This is a genomic window from Alteromonas sp. G4i13 (assembly GCF_054960505.1).
In genome coordinates this window covers 23,948-40,193 of the sequence record NZ_JBHNYX010000003.1, presented here as the reverse complement: position 1 = coordinate 40,193, position 16,246 = coordinate 23,948, and the positions used below count along the sequence as shown (strand labels likewise).

Annotated in this window: 15 protein-coding genes; 9 read left to right on the top strand and 6 right to left on the bottom strand. The window is 41.1% G+C overall.

Translation table 11 applies throughout. From position 1 onward, the window contains the following. Window positions 1-12 precede the first annotated feature (12 nt). The gene (locus tag ACFI6J_RS01995) at window positions 13-1,386 is read right to left on the bottom strand and encodes a sensor histidine kinase (RefSeq protein ID WP_069944375.1); all 1,374 of its coding nucleotides are present in this window, start codon (window positions 1,384-1,386) and stop codon (window positions 13-15) included. Further along, on the bottom strand, window positions 1,383-2,072 hold the full coding sequence (locus ACFI6J_RS01990) for a response regulator transcription factor (RefSeq protein WP_014949577.1): 690 nt from the start codon (window positions 2,070-2,072) through the stop codon (window positions 1,383-1,385). The genes ACFI6J_RS01995 and ACFI6J_RS01990 overlap by 4 nt, the downstream gene beginning before the upstream one ends. Before the next feature lie 160 nt (window positions 2,073-2,232). Here ACFI6J_RS01990 and ACFI6J_RS01985 point away from each other — a divergent pair, with 160 nt between their 5' ends. The 3 genes from ACFI6J_RS01985 (at window position 2,233) to ACFI6J_RS01975 (ending at window position 7,037) form a co-directional block, all read left to right on the top strand. Next, complete coding sequence (locus ACFI6J_RS01985; protein ID WP_069944376.1) at window positions 2,233-3,537, top strand: DUF2254 domain-containing protein; 1,305 nt, start codon at window positions 2,233-2,235, stop codon at window positions 3,535-3,537. Window positions 3,538-5,286: 1,749 nt separating this feature from the next. Beyond that, window positions 5,287-6,483: a tyrosine-type recombinase/integrase gene (locus tag ACFI6J_RS01980; RefSeq protein WP_435787144.1), complete on the top strand. Its 1,197-nt coding sequence runs from the start codon at window positions 5,287-5,289 to the stop codon at window positions 6,481-6,483. Between the two features lie 203 nt (window positions 6,484-6,686). Beyond that, window positions 6,687-7,037 (top strand): hypothetical protein, encoded by a 351-nt coding sequence (locus ACFI6J_RS01975; protein ID WP_239240729.1) that lies wholly within the window; start codon window positions 6,687-6,689, stop codon window positions 7,035-7,037. A gap of 38 nt (window positions 7,038-7,075) precedes the next feature. Here the strand turns inward: ACFI6J_RS01975 and ACFI6J_RS01970 are convergent, their stop codons facing one another. Then, window positions 7,076-7,432: a diacylglycerol kinase gene (locus tag ACFI6J_RS01970; protein ID WP_342285694.1), complete on the bottom strand. Its 357-nt coding sequence runs from the start codon at window positions 7,430-7,432 to the stop codon at window positions 7,076-7,078. Between the two features lie 125 nt (window positions 7,433-7,557). After that, a complete protein-coding gene (locus tag ACFI6J_RS01965; protein WP_342313403.1) occupies window positions 7,558-7,980 on the bottom strand; it encodes a universal stress protein in 423 nt (140 codons plus the stop codon). Between the two features lie 203 nt (window positions 7,981-8,183). On the opposite strand from ACFI6J_RS01965, the gene ACFI6J_RS01960 reads away from it, so the two are divergent. Further along, window positions 8,184-8,660, top strand: coding sequence for a c-type cytochrome (locus ACFI6J_RS01960; protein WP_061096378.1), 477 nt, complete (start codon window positions 8,184-8,186; stop codon window positions 8,658-8,660). Window positions 8,661-8,738: 78 nt separating this feature from the next. On the opposite strand, the gene ACFI6J_RS01955 is transcribed toward ACFI6J_RS01960, so the two are convergent. Beyond that, the gene (locus ACFI6J_RS01955) at window positions 8,739-10,370 is read right to left on the bottom strand and encodes an FMN-binding glutamate synthase family protein (protein WP_075177956.1); all 1,632 of its coding nucleotides are present in this window, start codon (window positions 10,368-10,370) and stop codon (window positions 8,739-8,741) included. A 339-nt stretch (window positions 10,371-10,709) separates the two neighbouring features. Here ACFI6J_RS01955 and ACFI6J_RS01950 point away from each other — a divergent pair, with 339 nt between their 5' ends. The 3 genes from ACFI6J_RS01950 (at window position 10,710) to bfr (ACFI6J_RS01940) (ending at window position 13,359) form a co-directional block, all read left to right on the top strand. Further along, the gene (locus tag ACFI6J_RS01950) at window positions 10,710-12,281 is read left to right on the top strand and encodes a cation:proton antiporter family protein (RefSeq protein ID WP_014949585.1); all 1,572 of its coding nucleotides are present in this window, start codon (window positions 10,710-10,712) and stop codon (window positions 12,279-12,281) included. 134 nt (window positions 12,282-12,415) lie between these two features. Further along, window positions 12,416-12,892 carry a bacterioferritin gene (gene bfr, locus ACFI6J_RS01945; RefSeq protein WP_014949586.1) on the top strand — a complete coding sequence of 159 codons (477 nt, stop codon included), beginning with the start codon at window positions 12,416-12,418 and terminating at the stop codon, window positions 12,890-12,892. After that, on the top strand, window positions 12,892-13,359 hold the full coding sequence (bfr, locus tag ACFI6J_RS01940; RefSeq protein ID WP_014949587.1) for a bacterioferritin: 468 nt from the start codon (window positions 12,892-12,894) through the stop codon (window positions 13,357-13,359). The genes bfr (ACFI6J_RS01945) and bfr (ACFI6J_RS01940) overlap by 1 nt, the downstream gene beginning before the upstream one ends. A 122-nt stretch (window positions 13,360-13,481) precedes the next feature. Here bfr (ACFI6J_RS01940) and ACFI6J_RS01935 read toward each other — a convergent pair whose 3' ends face one another. Continuing rightward, complete coding sequence (locus ACFI6J_RS01935) at window positions 13,482-13,961, bottom strand: hypothetical protein (protein ID WP_039227669.1); 480 nt, start codon at window positions 13,959-13,961, stop codon at window positions 13,482-13,484. A gap of 229 nt (window positions 13,962-14,190) precedes the next feature. Between ACFI6J_RS01935 and ccoN the strand changes: the two genes are divergently transcribed. Then, window positions 14,191-15,624, top strand: a complete 1,434-nt coding sequence (gene ccoN / locus ACFI6J_RS01930; RefSeq protein ID WP_014949589.1) for a cytochrome-c oxidase, cbb3-type subunit I — start codon at window positions 14,191-14,193, stop codon at window positions 15,622-15,624. Window positions 15,625-15,639: 15 nt separating this feature from the next. Further along, complete coding sequence (gene ccoO / locus ACFI6J_RS01925; protein WP_014949590.1) at window positions 15,640-16,245, top strand: cytochrome-c oxidase, cbb3-type subunit II; 606 nt, start codon at window positions 15,640-15,642, stop codon at window positions 16,243-16,245. The last annotated feature ends 1 nt before the right edge of the window (window position 16,246 follow it).

The window sequence follows — 16,246 nt, the reverse complement described above, 5'->3', positions numbered from 1 at the left end:
ATTTGTATAACGCTACCTTTTCGGTAGCGTTATATCAATTTGTAAACCTCCAATGCCTGCTGAGTCAGCTATCAAGTGGTTACACGCTTTAATTTTTCCTCCAACAGCAGTAATTTGCCGCTGCGCTAGCGCCAGTCCTAAACCAAACCCGCCGCGTTTTTGCCCAACAACATGAAGGCCATGAGACTTATCTACTCTAAAAAAAGGCTTAAAAATATCGCTAAGCATGCTTTCTGGAACACCATCTCCAAAGTCCAGGACGGAAAGCATATAGACATCTGCATTTTGCTTTAGCGTTACAATAACACCGCTATTCTCTGGCGTATATTTAAGGGCATTCCGGATAATGTTCTCTATCGCTTGGCCGAGGGCTTGTTGACTACTCTTATCAATTACCGCGATGTTAGGTAATTCGACATTTAGTCTTGTTTCGGAATACTCAAAAGCTGCATCGTCACAAATAACCTGAATCAATTCAGCAAGGTCAAAAGTCTCAGTGTTAAGTACAGGCGATTCATTGTTAAGCCAAGCAAGTGTCAACGTATCTTCGACTAATGCCCGCATATTGTTGGATTCATATCGAAGCCGAGTTAACGTATCACTGTCATTGATACCATTTTCAATAGTATCGATGGCCATATCCATACGCGTTAGCGGAGTTCTTAATTCATGAGACAGATCGGATAAAAGTTCTCTCTGGTTGTAAATTAATTTTCCAATTCGTGTGGCCATGCCGTCAAATGTTACGGATAAGTTGAAGAGCTCATCGCTTCTATTGCTAAATGATTTACTAACGCGCACATCAAACTGCCCTTGACTGAAAGCTTTCGTGGCATGCTCTAACTTTCTTAATGGCACCATTACGTGCCTGTAAAGCACTAAACTCACTACACACAGAACGACAAAAGGCAGTGCGACCTTGAGCAAAATATCCACAAAGGTGAGATAAACACCCGGTCTCATTCGCTGGGGTAATTGGATTAATAGATGTGATTTCTCATCTAAGAAAGGAACCTCCATGATAGGGTTATATTCAAAGTAGAGGTGAATTTTCCATTCCACGCTGCGGCCTATTCTAAATTCATCAATGTACTTTTGAGGAATGACGCTTCCCGCAATAGGTTGAATGTTTAACTTTACTACTGCTGCCCATGTTTTTTCTTTATCTTGAAATTCATGAAGCCAGTTCGATAAACCCAATTCACCTTCTTTTCGGTAAATTAAATCAGCCTCTTTGCCATATTCAACGAGTTCTCGCTGATGCTCTACTGATAGGTGACTCATTGATGTTTCTGTATGTGCTGACAGCCAATCAATAACCCAAATAAGAATAACCGTCCCTAAAGCTATAGTGACCAATAGCTTTCTCAATAACACTTTTTTCATGAGAATAAGTAGCCTTTGCCGTGCTGGGTTGCTAGACGAGTAGGGGACATTCCAGCTTCGATAAGTTTCTTTCGCACTCGGGACATGTGCATATCTAAGCTTCGGTCGTACCGGCTGAAACTTCTTTCCAGAACAGTTTGATAAAGTAATGGTTTGCTTAAAACCTCATTCTGATTTTCAAGCAGAACCCACAGAAGCTTAAACTGAGTCGACGTTAAATCTAGTGCTTTGCCAGCAAAATTGGCCTTCAGGTTTCTTCGGTCAAGTGTTATTTCGTCAACGACGATCGAGTTTCTCGTTACTTCATTTGATTTTACATTTAGAGAGCGACGCAATAATGCTTCAATACGAAGCATCATTTCCACAAAACTAAACGGCTTTGGCATGTAGTCATCTGCACCGTTACTATAGCCTTTTATACGCTCTTGTTCGGCACCACATGCAGTAACCATGATGACAGGAGTTTGTTTCCGTTTGCGAAGTTGGCTTAACAGCGAGAAACCATTTAGGTTAGGAAGCAATACATCTAAAAGAATAAGGTCGAACCTTTCACGAAGTGCAGTCACCAGACCTTGATTGCCGTCGTGGCATTGATGTACGTCGAAGCCTCGGTCTTTTAGCAAGGCAGCGATTTGTTTATTAAGAGTAATATCATCTTCAATGATAAGAATTTTTGTAGCGTCCATATTGATAACCTTAAAACTGTTTTAACCAATTTTAATGATATTGATTATCATTATCAATGATGTTTTATGCCAAGGCGGATCCTGCTAATTGAGTTGGGACAAATCAGAAAACACCTAACTGCCGTATTAAGTGAAATAAAGTTAATAAAAAGAGAAGAATGTGGAAGCACCGATTACCGTAGATAGACTGCGTTTCCTTTTATACAGTGTAAAAGAAAAGCTTTGGGTAAAACCTCTTGGCTTTTGTTTGCTCTCAATCTTTGCTGTATTCGTCGCTAAAGTAGCAGACGGGACTTCATTGGCTGAGCATATTCCTGAAATAAAACCCGAATCAGTTGAAACACTGCTTTCAATTATGGCATCTAGCATGATGGTGATCGCCACATTTTCTGCAGGTACCATGGTTAATGCTTATGCTTCGGCCAGTCAGTCGTCAACGCCGCGTTCTCTAAGCCTTATAATATCCGATGATGTATCACAAAATGCTCTGTCAGTTTTCATAGGCGCTTTTATTTATAGTGCTGTAGCGCTTACTGCAATGACTCAAGCTTTTTTCGATGAAGCCGGGCTTTTCATTTTGTTTTGTCTAACCTGTCTGGCTTTTTCGATAGTTATTTTAACTTTTATCCGGTGGGTAGACAGCGTTGCACGATTAGGGCGCGTGGGGTCAACGTTATTAAAAGTGGAGCACGCCACGACACGCGCAATTAAAAATAGAATAGATATGCCGTGCTTAGGCGCAGTACCGCAAGAGCAAATAAAAGAGCAGGGGACGCATGCCATTTATACTAAACAAGTGGGCTATATTCAGCTTATAGACATTGCCAAACTGCAACACTGGGCTAATAAAAACGACGGTTTTATCAATGTCGCCATGTTACCCGGTGAGTTTGTTTCACCAGAGCGTGCCATAGCATATTCAAATAAAAAGGTAGTATCAGATGAAATTGTTGACGCATTTACTATAGGTGAAGCCAGGTCCTTTGAGGCTGATCCTCGCTTTGGCTTTATCGTACTAGCCGAAATTGCATCTCGTGCATTATCCCCATCGGTTAATGACCATGGTACTGCAATAAATACCATTAGCAGCATTACACGCCTTATGTTGTTGTGGCACAAGCCCAAATCCGAAACTGAAACCGAAAACTCACAAAACGATAGTGCTCAGCATGAGGAGTTTAAATATGACCGCATTTCATTGCCTGCGTTAAATGTGAATGATCTATTTGACGATGCGTACACCAGCATTGCCCGTGATGGTGCTGCTAATATTGAAGTTGCTATCCGAATACAAAAGTCACTAAAAACAATTAAAGCGTGCTTTAAAGATGGAGGTACAAGCATAGAAAGAGATTTTGTTGAGGCGGCATCTAAGTTAGCGAAGCAAAGTTACGAACGTGCAAAGTTGGCATTGGATTACGAAGACGATATTAAGCGAATTGAGCGCGTTTATAATGATAACTAAACGTGTAAGTTATCACTGCCAAAATCACTGCTAAAAATGCTTAAAGTAAACAGCTAGCCAGTCTATATAATCTCTGCATTCCACAAACCATGTAATCTACGTAAATGATCGATCGAGTTTCTTTTTGTAGTTAATCAGATTAAATCTGATTAACTACAACTCAGATAAACACAGCAACATTTTAAATAGATAAAAATCTACATTTAATAAATTAAAGCCTAGTATAAAAATACAAAGACTGCGTCTTTCTGTTTGTTAGTTATACCCATAATTAATCAAAAAACTAACGTGACGCTACGTGAAATAAAATAAATTTCGCGAGGTGTAGTGCTACAGATTTCACGTAGCGCACGATTTATAAATTCCATGTCTAAATCCAAAGTTCATAGCAACTTTCAATAAAAACCACTGATACAAGTGAAGCAATTTCGGTAAGGCCGAAGCACTAAAACAGCTGCCGCGCATAAAGGTCTGTAAGTAATCACAGTCAACAAACCAATTAAATAGACCGACATCATCGCCCTAATCGTCCATATACATAATTACGCATAATGTATATTATGTTAAATAGAATATCAAAGTTGATAGTCAATGAGCCAGATGGAGCCTTGCAAGGAGCTTTACGCTATCCTTCTCGTAATATTTAGGTATTCGTAAGGTTTAATGACAACTAACACAGATAAATAATAGTCCTAATCAGGTTCCTAAAAACATTTATCGGGCTTTAGTCTTCTTTGCTTTAAATAATGAACGCACAGCTTGTATTATTAATTACTAGCTCAAATAACCAAAGGCTTAACGCTGATGAGTTAAATAAAGGAAACTAATTATTTCTAAGATAAGACGACTAGCTGTAAGGTTAAGGTTTTTCTAACATTTAGCGTTAAATGTAATATTTACGGCCGCTAAATCCTATTTATTAATTGCTCTTTATTTTAAACATCATCAATTATTTATACTTCTTATTAAATTAAACTTTGAGCATGAAGGCCGTTCGTTGTTTTAAAGTTGGGTGGCGTGGATAGCACGTAGAATTAAAAATAATCGACGCGATGTTTATTGAATTCATATCTGCGTAGACGTCGTTTATTCGGCAACGTACTGTATCGAAGTTTTATTATCGTCGTACCGTAGTCGCCATTAGATAGGCGCTCTATGAAAAGCATATAAAAAGCAAAGGTAATAACTACTAGGTTATCGCCTATCCCACTTTTGTAATGCCTACTTTTACCTCTAACTCATTTGGTTTTGAAAAGTGTGCGCCTAAGCAGTAAACATGTCGGAAGTAAATCATTGTGAAGTAATTCTTTAATGTATAAATTTTTAGGGTGTTTTTTCATTACTTTTCAGTTTATTTTTCAGGCGTCGCTACGTGAAATCTGAGCGCGCATTCGGGGTATTGCTTTGCAGATTTCACGTAGCGCACGATTTAAATTGTACAAAAAAAGGACTCTCTCAGCAGGCCACAAGCCTTATCTAGCGATATGGTTTGGAATAATTACGTGATAGGCCAGCAATCGACGGCATTGAAGCACTCAAACTGTTTATATATACAGTAATGTGGTAGAGTAGCACTGTACTTGAGATTATAACAGCAAAGCGGTTAGTGAAATGATGAATGGATTAGTGCGTAGCTTCACGCATGATAATTACAGTTATCATGCGTGAATAATGTTATATATCAATAACTTATCAAGTTCTGTTAAATCTAGCATAATAGTCACATTAATGTCTTCACCAGGTTGCTCAATGCCCTCAAAAACTACTAGCTCATACTTGCTCACAACTCAATTAGTTAACAGCAACAGTGATAGCAGCTCAAAGCCACAAGACTCAAGTAGCGCGACGGTTCCAGCTTTTGGTATCGAGTACTCTCGTGGTAAGCAGCACACGTCAGGTTCTGACGACCTAATAACAAGTCAATGTTCATCTTCTGATAAAAACGTTGAAAGCTATTATCAAGATATTTTTACCAAGCTTCCATACAACACACAACGGGCATACATTAGTGACTACAATGAGTTCGCAATTTTTTGTAAGCAAGCTGGATTAAGTGGCTTTAAGAACAACTTCGAACACAATGAGATCTGCATTAAACAATATGTCGAAGCGTTGTGTTGTTCTCCCCTAGCCTATAGAACCATTAAACGTCGGTTATCTGCCCTTAGTAAATTTTTAGGCGTGGCTAAATTGCCAAACCCAATTATTAGATCTGCGTATCTAAGAGATTTCATCCGTTTATCGCTTATAGAGAATCGAAAGTTTCGCTTGTCTCACAAACAAGCGGTTCCACTTACCATAGATATGCTTGAAAAAATAAACAATGCAATTATTCCTGATTCTTTATTAGAGCTCCGCGACCTTGCAATCATTAACCTGATGTTTGATGCATTGCTTCGCGCTGATGAATTAGTTCGAGTTTGCATTGAGGATATATCTGCGCGTAACAACACGCTGTTGGTTGTTTCTTCGAAAAACGACCAGTCTGGCCAAGGTCAATATCGCTATATTTCTTCCAGCACTATATCTATGGTTCAAGAGTATGTTAACGAAGCTAATCTTGACCCAAAAACTAAAGCAACGCGCCTTTCTTCAGATTTACGCGGCCTGCACAAAGGCGTTTTGTTTAGACGACTAACAAACCATAAAACAGCACTTCTGCCATTTGATGAGAACATTCCCAGCCATAAGGCAAATGTACTTAACTATTCGAGTGTCTATCGGATTTGGCAACGCATTGCTCAACGCGCAGGTATTAGCGAAAACATTACCCCTCATAGCGGTCGTGTTGGTGGTGCAGTTTCTCTAGCCGAAGATGGTGCATCTTTACCCGAGCTTCAACTGGCTGGAGGTTGGCAATCACCGGAAATGCCTGGGCATTATACAAAACAGGCTAACGTAAAGCGTGGTGGAATGGCAAAATTGTCGGCAAAACGGAAAAGATAAAGCTCGTAAATACAGCGACTTAGGGAATTTAAGGTTACGCGTAATCAACCACATCAATAACAATGTCTAACTCACCTACTCTCTTCATTCTTTAACCAATCTGAAACTGTATTACCCTCGTATCAAAAGGTAAATTTGCCTTACGCCTATATTAATGAATAGGTTTTCTAAGTTGGCAAACAATCAGGTAAAAGGAGTGATATATGAGTAGCGGTATTGATACAAAGCATGGAAAATTACTTGCGGAAATGGTGGTTCCCTCGTCGTCATGGAATGTCCAACCCGAGAAGCAAGACCCTTTCAAGTCACAAGAAGCAGCACTAGATTATTTAAACTCAAACAATGAGCCGTTATATCTCCTCGTGCCATTAGCTCAATCTGATGATTACGTGAGAATCTGCGTAACTTCACGAGGCGATGATGTTGTTTTTACGATAAAAGATATCAATAACGGTGGTGAGACTTCATTGCATTATTCGCACATTAAAAACTTAGATAGTACAATTAGAACCTTAGTATCAGAATGTTGTGACCAGAAAATCAAAGCCCTATAAATTAGGGCTTTCTTTCTGCCTATAAATCGCAAAGTGCACTACCAAAGAATGCTAATCCACGTAAAGCCGGCCATTATTAGGCTAACGAACACGGCTGCCGAGCCGATATCTTTAGCACGGCCTATTAATAAATGGATGTCTGTACTGACATGATCACAGAGTTTCTCAATAGCGGTGTTGAGTAGCTCAGTGATAAGCACAATGAGTAAAGATATCACCAGCAATATACGTTCTACATGCGTAACGTCGAAGAAAAACGCTACAGGTGTCATTATCAATATTGCGAAAACTTCTTGTCTGACCGCAGCTTCACTTAAAAAGGCTGCACGAAGCCCCTTAAGTGAATAGTAAGTGGCATAGAGTACCCGTAAAATACCTGTCCGTTTCGTTATCATGATAAGTAATTTTAAAATTAGTTACAGCCTTACAAAACGTAACTGACCTTCGTTACATCTACATGACGGCGAAGGTGTTTATCATGAATATTTACGGCATTTTCGACGCTAATCGCCGCATTAATTTATACTTTCACTGCTAGCACGTCTGTTTTAACACCATGTAGAACTGCATTGGCCGTTGAACCAAGTAACAAACGAAGACCGCTCTGGCCATGGGTGCCGATAACAATGAGATCTGCATTAACCTTTTCGGCCATATGGTGAATCTCATCAGCTGGTGAGCCTATCTCTACATTGATGTGGCTGTAAGGTATATCATGTTTTGCGGCAACGTCTTTTAATTGCCTTAATGCCTGCTCTCTTACTTCCTCCGAAAAATCCCGTTCTAAAAATAGTCCGTAAGGCTCTACATTGGTTTGTGGATAAGCAACATACAGGAGGTGAATTTTGTGACTATTGCCTGCTATTGCAATGGCTTTCTCCACCACTAATTCGTAGTCAGAATAAATATCTATAGGTACTAAAATTGTCTCGTAACCTTGCATGGTGGCTGTCCTCAACTTTTGTTAGGTAGTAGTGCTTTTCTACCATACCGTTAACTAATTCCATTAAATAGTAGTGCTATACAAATAATTATTCTTTGAGCTAGGTCAATGATTAGTCTGCAGCCTCATTCATAATGAGCGTATACACATTAGTTTTAGCGAACGCTACGTATCTTTACCGTAAAAGAAAGAGAGAAATGAGTATGAAAACGGCAATAGTTGTTATAGCAACGCTTCTCCTTTTCGCCTGTGACCAGGGTGCGCAGTCACCTCGCGGCTTTAGCTTGCCCGAAGGCAATATGGAAAAAGGCTATTTGGTATTTAAAAAGTATCAGTGCCAAGACTGTCACAGAATCGCAGGGGAAAAAGAGTCCGACAATGCGCAATACCTAGTCGCGAAGCCTATTCCGTTGGGAGGCAGCAGTGGAAGAATTAAAACTTATGCAGAGTTGGTGACAAGCATTATTAACCCATCACACAAACTTACTCCTCGACAGCCTGCCAGTTTCACCAGCGAAGACGGTGTGTCATTAATGCGGGTTGTAAACGACGAGCTAACCGTTTCTGAACTAATAGATTTAGTGGCGTATCTTCAGCCTAAATATAAAGTAACACCCTACAGAACTAGTGATTACCGCCTCTATCAACTGCGTATTCCAAGCGAACCATCTAAAGATTAACTCGCAGTTTTAGGCATTAAAAATCGTTAAGCGTGACTCCACAATCGGTATTTGATTAGGAGTCATGGCTTAGTTTTTTTAAGATACCGCTTTCGTTTCTTTCTCTATTTCTGCCAATAAACTACAAGGCATAAAGCTTTCAGAATTTGCTTCTTTTAAGTGTAATTTAAATCTATCGGGAACGTCGTCGGTTAAGAAACTTCCTGTTTTAACTAACGGGAAAATTTCGTCGTAACGCGCAATATTACACTGATCTACTCGCCTAAATATATGGGTACGATTTAGTTCGCTCGTTCTCACATGTCCTGTAGAAGACAAGATATCCATCAGCGCATGAATAGTTTTTTTGTGAAAGCGGTACACGCGCTCGTACTTGTCTTCAACGTTTAAGCCCTTGGCAAGCTTGGGGTCTTGCGTTGCTACACCGGTCGGACATTTATTCGTATTGCATGACAGCGACTGAACACATCCAAGTGCCAACATCATTCCTCTGGCACTGTTACATAGATCGGCGCCTAAACTTAGATTTTTCGCTAACTGAAAAGCGGTAATGATTTTTCCAGAAGCAATGATTTTAATTTTGTCGCGAATACCAAAACCAGTGAGACAATCGTCAACAAACGCCAACGCTTCACGCAGAGGAAATCCTATAGAGTTTGTGTACTCAAGCGGTGCGGCGCCGGTACCTCCTTCGCCCCCGTCTACCGTTATAAAATCTGGCGTTACGTCCTTCTCTACCATGGCTTTGCACATGGCAATAAACTCACTTTTTCTACCCAGCGCCAGCTTAATACCCACTGGTTTATATCCACTTAACTTGCGTAACTGACTAATAAAATCAACCATTTCTAAAGGCGTTGCAAACGCTTTATGTCTAGGGGGAGAATCAACTTGAGTTCCAGGCTCAACCCCTCTTATTTTAGCTATTTCAGGGGTATTTTTATACGCAGGTAAAATACCACCATGTCCAGGCTTAGCGCCCTGGCTTAGCTTTATTTCTATCATTTTTACATTGTCGAGTTTGGCTTTTTCTTCAAAAAGAACAGGATCGAAACCGCCATCTTTACTTCTACAACCAAAGTATCCCGTACCAATTTGCCAAACGATATCGCCACCATTTTCGAGGTGATATGGGGTTAGACCACCCTCACCTGTGTTATGGTAAAACCCGCCTTTTGCAGCACCTTTATTTAGCGCCAAAATGGCATTTTTTGACAAGCTTCCAAAGCTCATTGCGCTTATGTTAAGTATGCTTGCACGATACGGCTTTTTGCAATGAGGGCCACCTACCGTCACTCGGGGATCTTCATCCATGTCTTCCACTTCGCGAGCAGATAAAGAATGGCCAATCCACTCATACCCATCTTTATACGTATCTAGCTGAGTACCGAAGGGAACAGTTTCTCTACTGTTTTTCGCACGTTGATAAACAATCGAACGAAACATGCGGGAAATAGGTGCTCCGCCAGTATCGGTTTCTATGATGTATTGCTGGATGTAGGGCCTTAGTCCCTCGACAGTCCATCGTACCCTGCCAATTAATGGAAAGTTCTTTAAAATGGCATGTTTTGTTTGGAAGGCATCATATAGACCAAAAATGAGTAGCGTGACTGATAAAAGTAAAAACCACCACACGGGCGCCCACAATACGCCAATCACCACATTGAAAGCGACCAGCAGGGTTAGCACAGTTAGAATTGTTAAACGCATTCAAAATCCTTCTTTATTTTTGGTCATATCTAAACAAAATAATATGCCTACAACCCTGTTCAATACACCTGAAATCGGGAACTAGATTTACTTTAGCGGTAAATGACTGATTTAGGGGTTAAATATACTGAGCCGGCTTTTAGCTCAATTGGGTTACGCGTTACCAAAATGTGCAATTACAATGCTTTTTTAGCTGCGAAAACAAGCCATTGCATGCTAGTCTAAAACCTTTCAATTAGCGAGTTGAGAGAGCGATTTGTAGCTATCACTGGTTAATAGATGATGTGACCTATACAAAGGTAACGAATTTTACGTTCAACATTTTCTGAAAGGTAATTCATGGAGTATGCATTTCTTCTTTTCGCATTTGTTTGCGGCTTAACGGTTAAACTTATTGGCATTCCTCCTTTAGTTGGCTACTTGGTAGCTGGCTTTTTATTAAATTTTGCAGGCTACACGCTCACTGAAGATTTAACCCAAATAGCCAACTTGGGCATCACCATTATGCTTTTTACCATCGGTCTGAAACTTAACATCCGCGATTTGAGTCGTCGAGAAGTTTGGGCGGGAAGCGTTTCACATACCTTAGTATGGGTGGGCGTTATTACCTGTTGCGTCTATGCGATTGGTGCGGTTGCTGCAAATTTCGTTGATGGGCTTACATGGAAAAGCGCTGCGCTTATCGCTTTTGCCCTTAGTTTCAGTAGCACAGTGTGCGTGGTTAAAGTATTAGAAGAAAGTGGCGAAAGTAAAACCCGCCACGGCCGCCTTGCCATTGGCATTTTGGTCATGCAAGACGTTTTTGCTGTTATCTTCCTTGTTGCAGCAACTGGAAAGCTCCCCTCTGTGTGGGCGCTTGCGTTGTTGGCCTTATTCCCAGCAATGCCAATCATAAACAAAATGATTAATAAGTCGGGCCACGGTGAACTGCTTCCGCTTACTGGCTTTATCCTCGCCTTAGGTGGCTATCACTTGTTTGAGCTGGTTAACATTAAAGGCGATCTTGGGGCACTAATCTTTGGAATCATGTTAGCCCAACATGAAAAGGCTTCGGAGCTAGCGAAGTCGCTGCTTAGTTTTAAGGATCTCTTCTTAATCGGCTTCTTCCTTACTATCGGTCTTACCGCCCTTCCCGATCTTAGTATGATTGTCCTAGCTATCGTGTTCTGCTTATTTATACCGTTAAAAGCAGCACTCTTTTTCGGCTTATTTACGTCGCTTCGCCTTCGCGGTCGCACGGCATACTTGAGCAGCTTGGTGCTTTCAAATTACAGTGAATTTGGCCTTATTGTTGGCGCGCTAGCCGTTTCATTAGGTTTATTGGCAAACTCTTGGTTAGTGGTGATTGCTTTAGCCGTATCTATTTCATTCGTTATTACCAGCGTGCTCTATCGCAATTCCCATTCTCAATATCACAATCATAAACACACCATTAAACGTTTTGAGAAAAACGAGCGCTTAAAAGAAGACATTTATCCTACTCTCCACAACGCGGAGTTTTTAGTGTTGGGGATGGGACGAGTTGGTCGCGGTGCCTTCAATGCGTTATCTAAATTAAGTGATGTGAGCGTATGGGGAATGGACGCCGACCGAGTAAAAGTAAAAGAGTTATCAGACGAAGGCTTAAACGTAATATGCGGCGACGGTGAAGACGTCGATTTGTGGGATAATTTAGATATCAAACAGATTCAGCTTGTTTTGCTTGCTCTGCCTTCTATCCAGGACTCAATAAACATCACACGTCAGCTTAAAAACGCGGGCTATGTTGGAAAAGTCGCAGCCATTGCACGCTATGAGGATGAAGTGTCACATCTATTAGAAAATGGTGTAGATAAAGTCTTCAACTTCTTTACCGAAGCAGGGCTTGGTTTTGCTGAAGAAAGTCTTGCTTATGCGCATGCACAACAGTAATGCTGTTCTAAATGCGAACAATGGATGAATTGAGAAACGTTATCGTTTGTAAACAACTGTTTTACAAAGACTTTTTTGACATGCGGTCAAATTTAGACTAAACTTCACGCAAATACGTTAATAGGGTTTACACAATGCAAGGTGATAAACAAGTTGTTGCAAAATTGAACGAAGTACTGACAAGTGAACTTACTTCGATAAATCAATACTTTCTGCACGCTCGTATGTTCAAAAACTGGGGTTTTTCTGAACTTAACGAAAAGAATTATAAAAAGTCTATCAAGGACATGAAGCAAGCGGACGATCTTATCGAGCGCATTTTATTCCTTGAGGGCCTTCCTAATCTTCAAGCGTTAGGCAAACTTTATATCGGTGAAGATACCGTTGAAATGCTGTCATGTGATGCGCGTTTTCAAAAAGAACAGCTTCCACTACTTCGTGAAGCTATCGCGCTATGTGAAGAAAAGCAGGATTATGTTTCTCGTGATTTGCTTGAAGACCTTCTTGAATATGAAGAAGAGCACCTAGACTGGATTGAAACGCAAGAATACCAAATTGATGCTATGGGTATAGAGAACTACCTACAAGCGCAAGTAATGGGAGATGACTAATGAAAGGTAACCAAGCAATCATCAATGGCTTAAACGAACTACTCTCTTATGAGTTAGCCGCCATGGATCAGTATTTCATTCACTCTCAGATGTATCTTGATTGGGGTTTGAATAAGCTTTACGAACGCATCGATCATGAATTTGATGACGAGCGTGGACATGCAACTAAGCTAATAGAACGCATGCTGTTTTTAGAAGGTACGCCTGACATGACGAAGCGCACAGGCTTCAAAGTGGGTAAAGATGTACCTGAAATGCTTGAAAGCGATTTACGTGTTGAATATGAAGTTGATGCAAAGTTACGTGAAGTTATTGCGCTTTGTGAAACCGAGAAAGACTATGTTACTCGTGACATGCTAATTGTACTACTAGACGATACAGAGATGGATCACGCACACTGGCTAGAGCAGCAGCTTGGCCTTATTAAGCGACTAGGTATTCAAAACTACCTTCAGTCTCAAATGTAAGAAATAGCGTTCACGCTACAATTTACAGGTAATTAATAAAAGGCCGCTCTTAAATAAAGAGCGGCCTTTTTTGCTTGTTTACTCCCCTTTCTTTAGGGAGAGTCTTATTGCTTTTAATACAGTTACTGCTGTGTAACAAAATACAAATAGCTGGGGCTTTCTTTATCTTTAATATTTAGACGTAGCTGCCATTTCATCACTGGCTCACTACAGCTACCTAACATAAACCAACCTGACCACTTTCCTTGACCATCGTTATCTAACAGCACGGGAATTTTGCCCATATACATGTTTACCCCTTCAATCCATGCGCTCTCTATTTCCTCTCCCTCAGGAACTAAGAGCTTAACCGTTACTGACTCTTCGGCTTCAGGCATGGCTGAAAAAGTGGCAATTGCTAACCTGTCATCAATTAAGAATTCGCAAGTTTCATTGACAAAGTTGCAGCTGTTTCCTATTCCATTAACTACGCTAGTGTCTTTTAACACCGATGACTGGAATTTATGTGCAAGGTATACACACACGGCTACAACAATAATAGCCACTAATGGAAGCTGGGAATGTAAAATTTTTGATCGTTTATTGTTATCGTTATTTAGCATTTCTTAAATTTTGTGTATTTCTTCATTGACGGAGATCAAGCTTAGGTAGTTTATGGTATCTTTTTGTAATTAAAAACCTTATCATCCGCGTACCAACTGGCTTGGAGACAATAATTATTACTCTTTCCGAGCTCGGTGTGAAGCGTTATTCCTTAGCTGATACACGTCTCGACCGTACTATTCCGGCAGTTGGAGACCATAGTTCATTTGAAGTGGAAGATTCATTAAAATGAGTGAAATAAGCCAAGCACAACCTGACTACAATTATAAAGTAGTTAGGCAATTTACCATCATGACCATAGTCTGGGGTATCATTGGTATGGGCCTAGGGGTATTTATTGCCGCGCAGTTATTTGCACCTATGCTTAACTTTGACACACCATGGCTAACATTCTCACGTTTGCGTCCGTTGCACACTAACGCCGTTATTTTTGCCTTCGGCGGCTGTGCGCTATTTGCAACGTCGTACTACATCGTTCAGCGTACCTGCCAGGTAAGACTGTTCAGTGACAAACTTGCCGCATTTACCTTTTGGGGTTGGCAAGCCGTTATCGTTTTAGCTGTTATCACCCTGCCTATGGGTTTGACCAGCTCAAAAGAATACGCTGAACTAGAATGGCCAATTGATATCCTTTTGGCACTGGTTTGGGTCGCTTATATCATTAACTTCTTCGGAACCCTAGTAATCCGTAAAGTTTCGCACATTTATGTTGCAAACTGGTTCTTAGGCGCGTTCATGTTAACTGTTGCAATTCTTCATATTGGTAACAGCATGGCTATTCCGGTATCTTTCACTAAATCGTATTCACTGTATGCAGGCGCAGTAGACGCTATGATGCAGTGGTGGTACGGCCATAACGCGGTAGGCTTTTTCCTGACTGCGGGCTTCCTTGGTATGATGTACTACTTCGTACCTAAGCAAGCTGGTCGCCCGGTTTATTCATACAGACTTTCAATTGTTCACTTCTGGGCACTTATCTCTCTGTATATCTGGGCTGGTCCTCACCACCTTCACTACACTGCCCTACCAGACTGGACTCAGTCACTAGGTATGGTGATGTCTATTATCCTATTCGTTCCATCTTGGGGTGGTATGATTAACGGTATTATGACGCTATCTGGCGCGTGGCATAAACTTCGCACCGACCCAGTATTGCGTTTCCTTATTGTTTCATTGTCTTTCTACGGTATGTCTACCTTCGAAGGCCCAATGATGGCAATCAAGACCGTTAATGCACTGTCTCACTACACTGACTGGACAATTGGTCACGTACACTCTGGTGCTCTAGGTTGGGTTGCAATGGTTTCAATTGGTTCAATTTACCACTTAATTCCAGTGCTATTCGGTCAGCGCGCTATGTATAGCACCAAGCTAGTTAACGTACACTTCTGGTTCGCAACTATCGGTGTTGTTCTATACATCGTAGCAATGTGGATGTCTGGTGTACTACAGGGTCTAATGTGGCGTGCAGTAAATGCTGACGGTACGTTAACCTATAGCTTTGTTGAGTCATTAGAAGCGTCTAAGCCTTTCTATGTGGTTCGTTTCATTGGTGGTTGTTTCGTGGTAGCAGGTATGCTTGTTATGGCATACAACACATGGAAAACCGTTCGTGCACCTAAAGGCAGTATCGCTGCAGACCCAGCGACTCAGCCGGCGTAGTAAAGGAGACGAATAATGAAAAACGCACATGAGTTAATTGAAAAGAACGTCGGTCTGTTAACGGTATTAATCCTTATCGCTATCAGCTTTGGTGCCATGGTTCAAATAACGCCGTTGATGTTTCAACAGCAAACCATGGAACCGGTAACAGGCTTACGTCCATATACCGCGCTTGAGCTTGAAGGCCGTGATATCTACATCCGTGAAGGTTGTGTAGGTTGTCACAGTCAGATGATCCGTCCATTCCGCGCTGAAACAGAGCGTTATGGTCACTACAGCGTTGCTGGCGAATCAGTATGGGAGCACCCTTTCCTTTGGGGTTCTAAGCGTACTGGTCCTGACCTAGCACGTGTTGGTGGTCGTTACAGCGACGAATGGCACCGAGTTCACCTGCTTAATCCTCGTAACGTGGTACCAGAGTCGAATATGCCAGGTTTCCCTTGGCTTGCGGAAAACACGCTTAATGGCGAGTTAACAGCTGAAAAAATGGAAGTATTCCGTGGATTTGGCGTTCCGTATACCGACGAAGATATCGCGGGTGCGAAAGCGGCAGTACAGGGCAAAACGGAAATGCAGGCCCTTATTGCTTATCTACAATCTCTTGGCACACATTTGAAATAAT

Bases quoted from the DNA above. Each gene is read 5' to 3' on its own strand.
- ACFI6J_RS01995 (WP_069944375.1), bottom strand. From the start codon at position 1,386: ATGAAAAAAGTGTTATTGAGAAAGCTATTGGTCACTATAGCTTTAGGG.
- ACFI6J_RS01990 (WP_014949577.1), bottom strand. From the start codon at position 2,072: ATGGACGCTACAAAAATTCTTATCATTGAAGATGATATTACTCTTAAT.
- ACFI6J_RS01980 (WP_435787144.1), top strand. From the start codon at position 5,287: ATGCCCTCAAAAACTACTAGCTCATACTTGCTCACAACTCAATTAGTT.
- ACFI6J_RS01975 (WP_239240729.1), top strand. From the start codon at position 6,687: ATGAGTAGCGGTATTGATACAAAGCATGGAAAATTACTTGCGGAAATG.
- ACFI6J_RS01970 (WP_342285694.1), bottom strand. From the start codon at position 7,432: ATGATAACGAAACGGACAGGTATTTTACGGGTACTCTATGCCACTTAC.
- ACFI6J_RS01965 (WP_342313403.1), bottom strand. From the start codon at position 7,980: ATGCAAGGTTACGAGACAATTTTAGTACCTATAGATATTTATTCTGAC.
- ACFI6J_RS01960 (WP_061096378.1), top strand. From the start codon at position 8,184: ATGAAAACGGCAATAGTTGTTATAGCAACGCTTCTCCTTTTCGCCTGT.
- ACFI6J_RS01955 (WP_075177956.1), bottom strand. From the start codon at position 10,370: ATGCGTTTAACAATTCTAACTGTGCTAACCCTGCTGGTCGCTTTCAAT.
- ACFI6J_RS01950 (WP_014949585.1), top strand. From the start codon at position 10,710: ATGGAGTATGCATTTCTTCTTTTCGCATTTGTTTGCGGCTTAACGGTT.
- bfr (WP_014949586.1), top strand. From the start codon at position 12,416: ATGCAAGGTGATAAACAAGTTGTTGCAAAATTGAACGAAGTACTGACA.
- bfr (WP_014949587.1), top strand. From the start codon at position 12,892: ATGAAAGGTAACCAAGCAATCATCAATGGCTTAAACGAACTACTCTCT.
- ACFI6J_RS01935 (WP_039227669.1), bottom strand. From the start codon at position 13,961: ATGCTAAATAACGATAACAATAAACGATCAAAAATTTTACATTCCCAG.
- ccoN (WP_014949589.1), top strand. From the start codon at position 14,191: ATGAGTGAAATAAGCCAAGCACAACCTGACTACAATTATAAAGTAGTT.
- ccoO (WP_014949590.1), top strand. From the start codon at position 15,640: ATGAAAAACGCACATGAGTTAATTGAAAAGAACGTCGGTCTGTTAACG.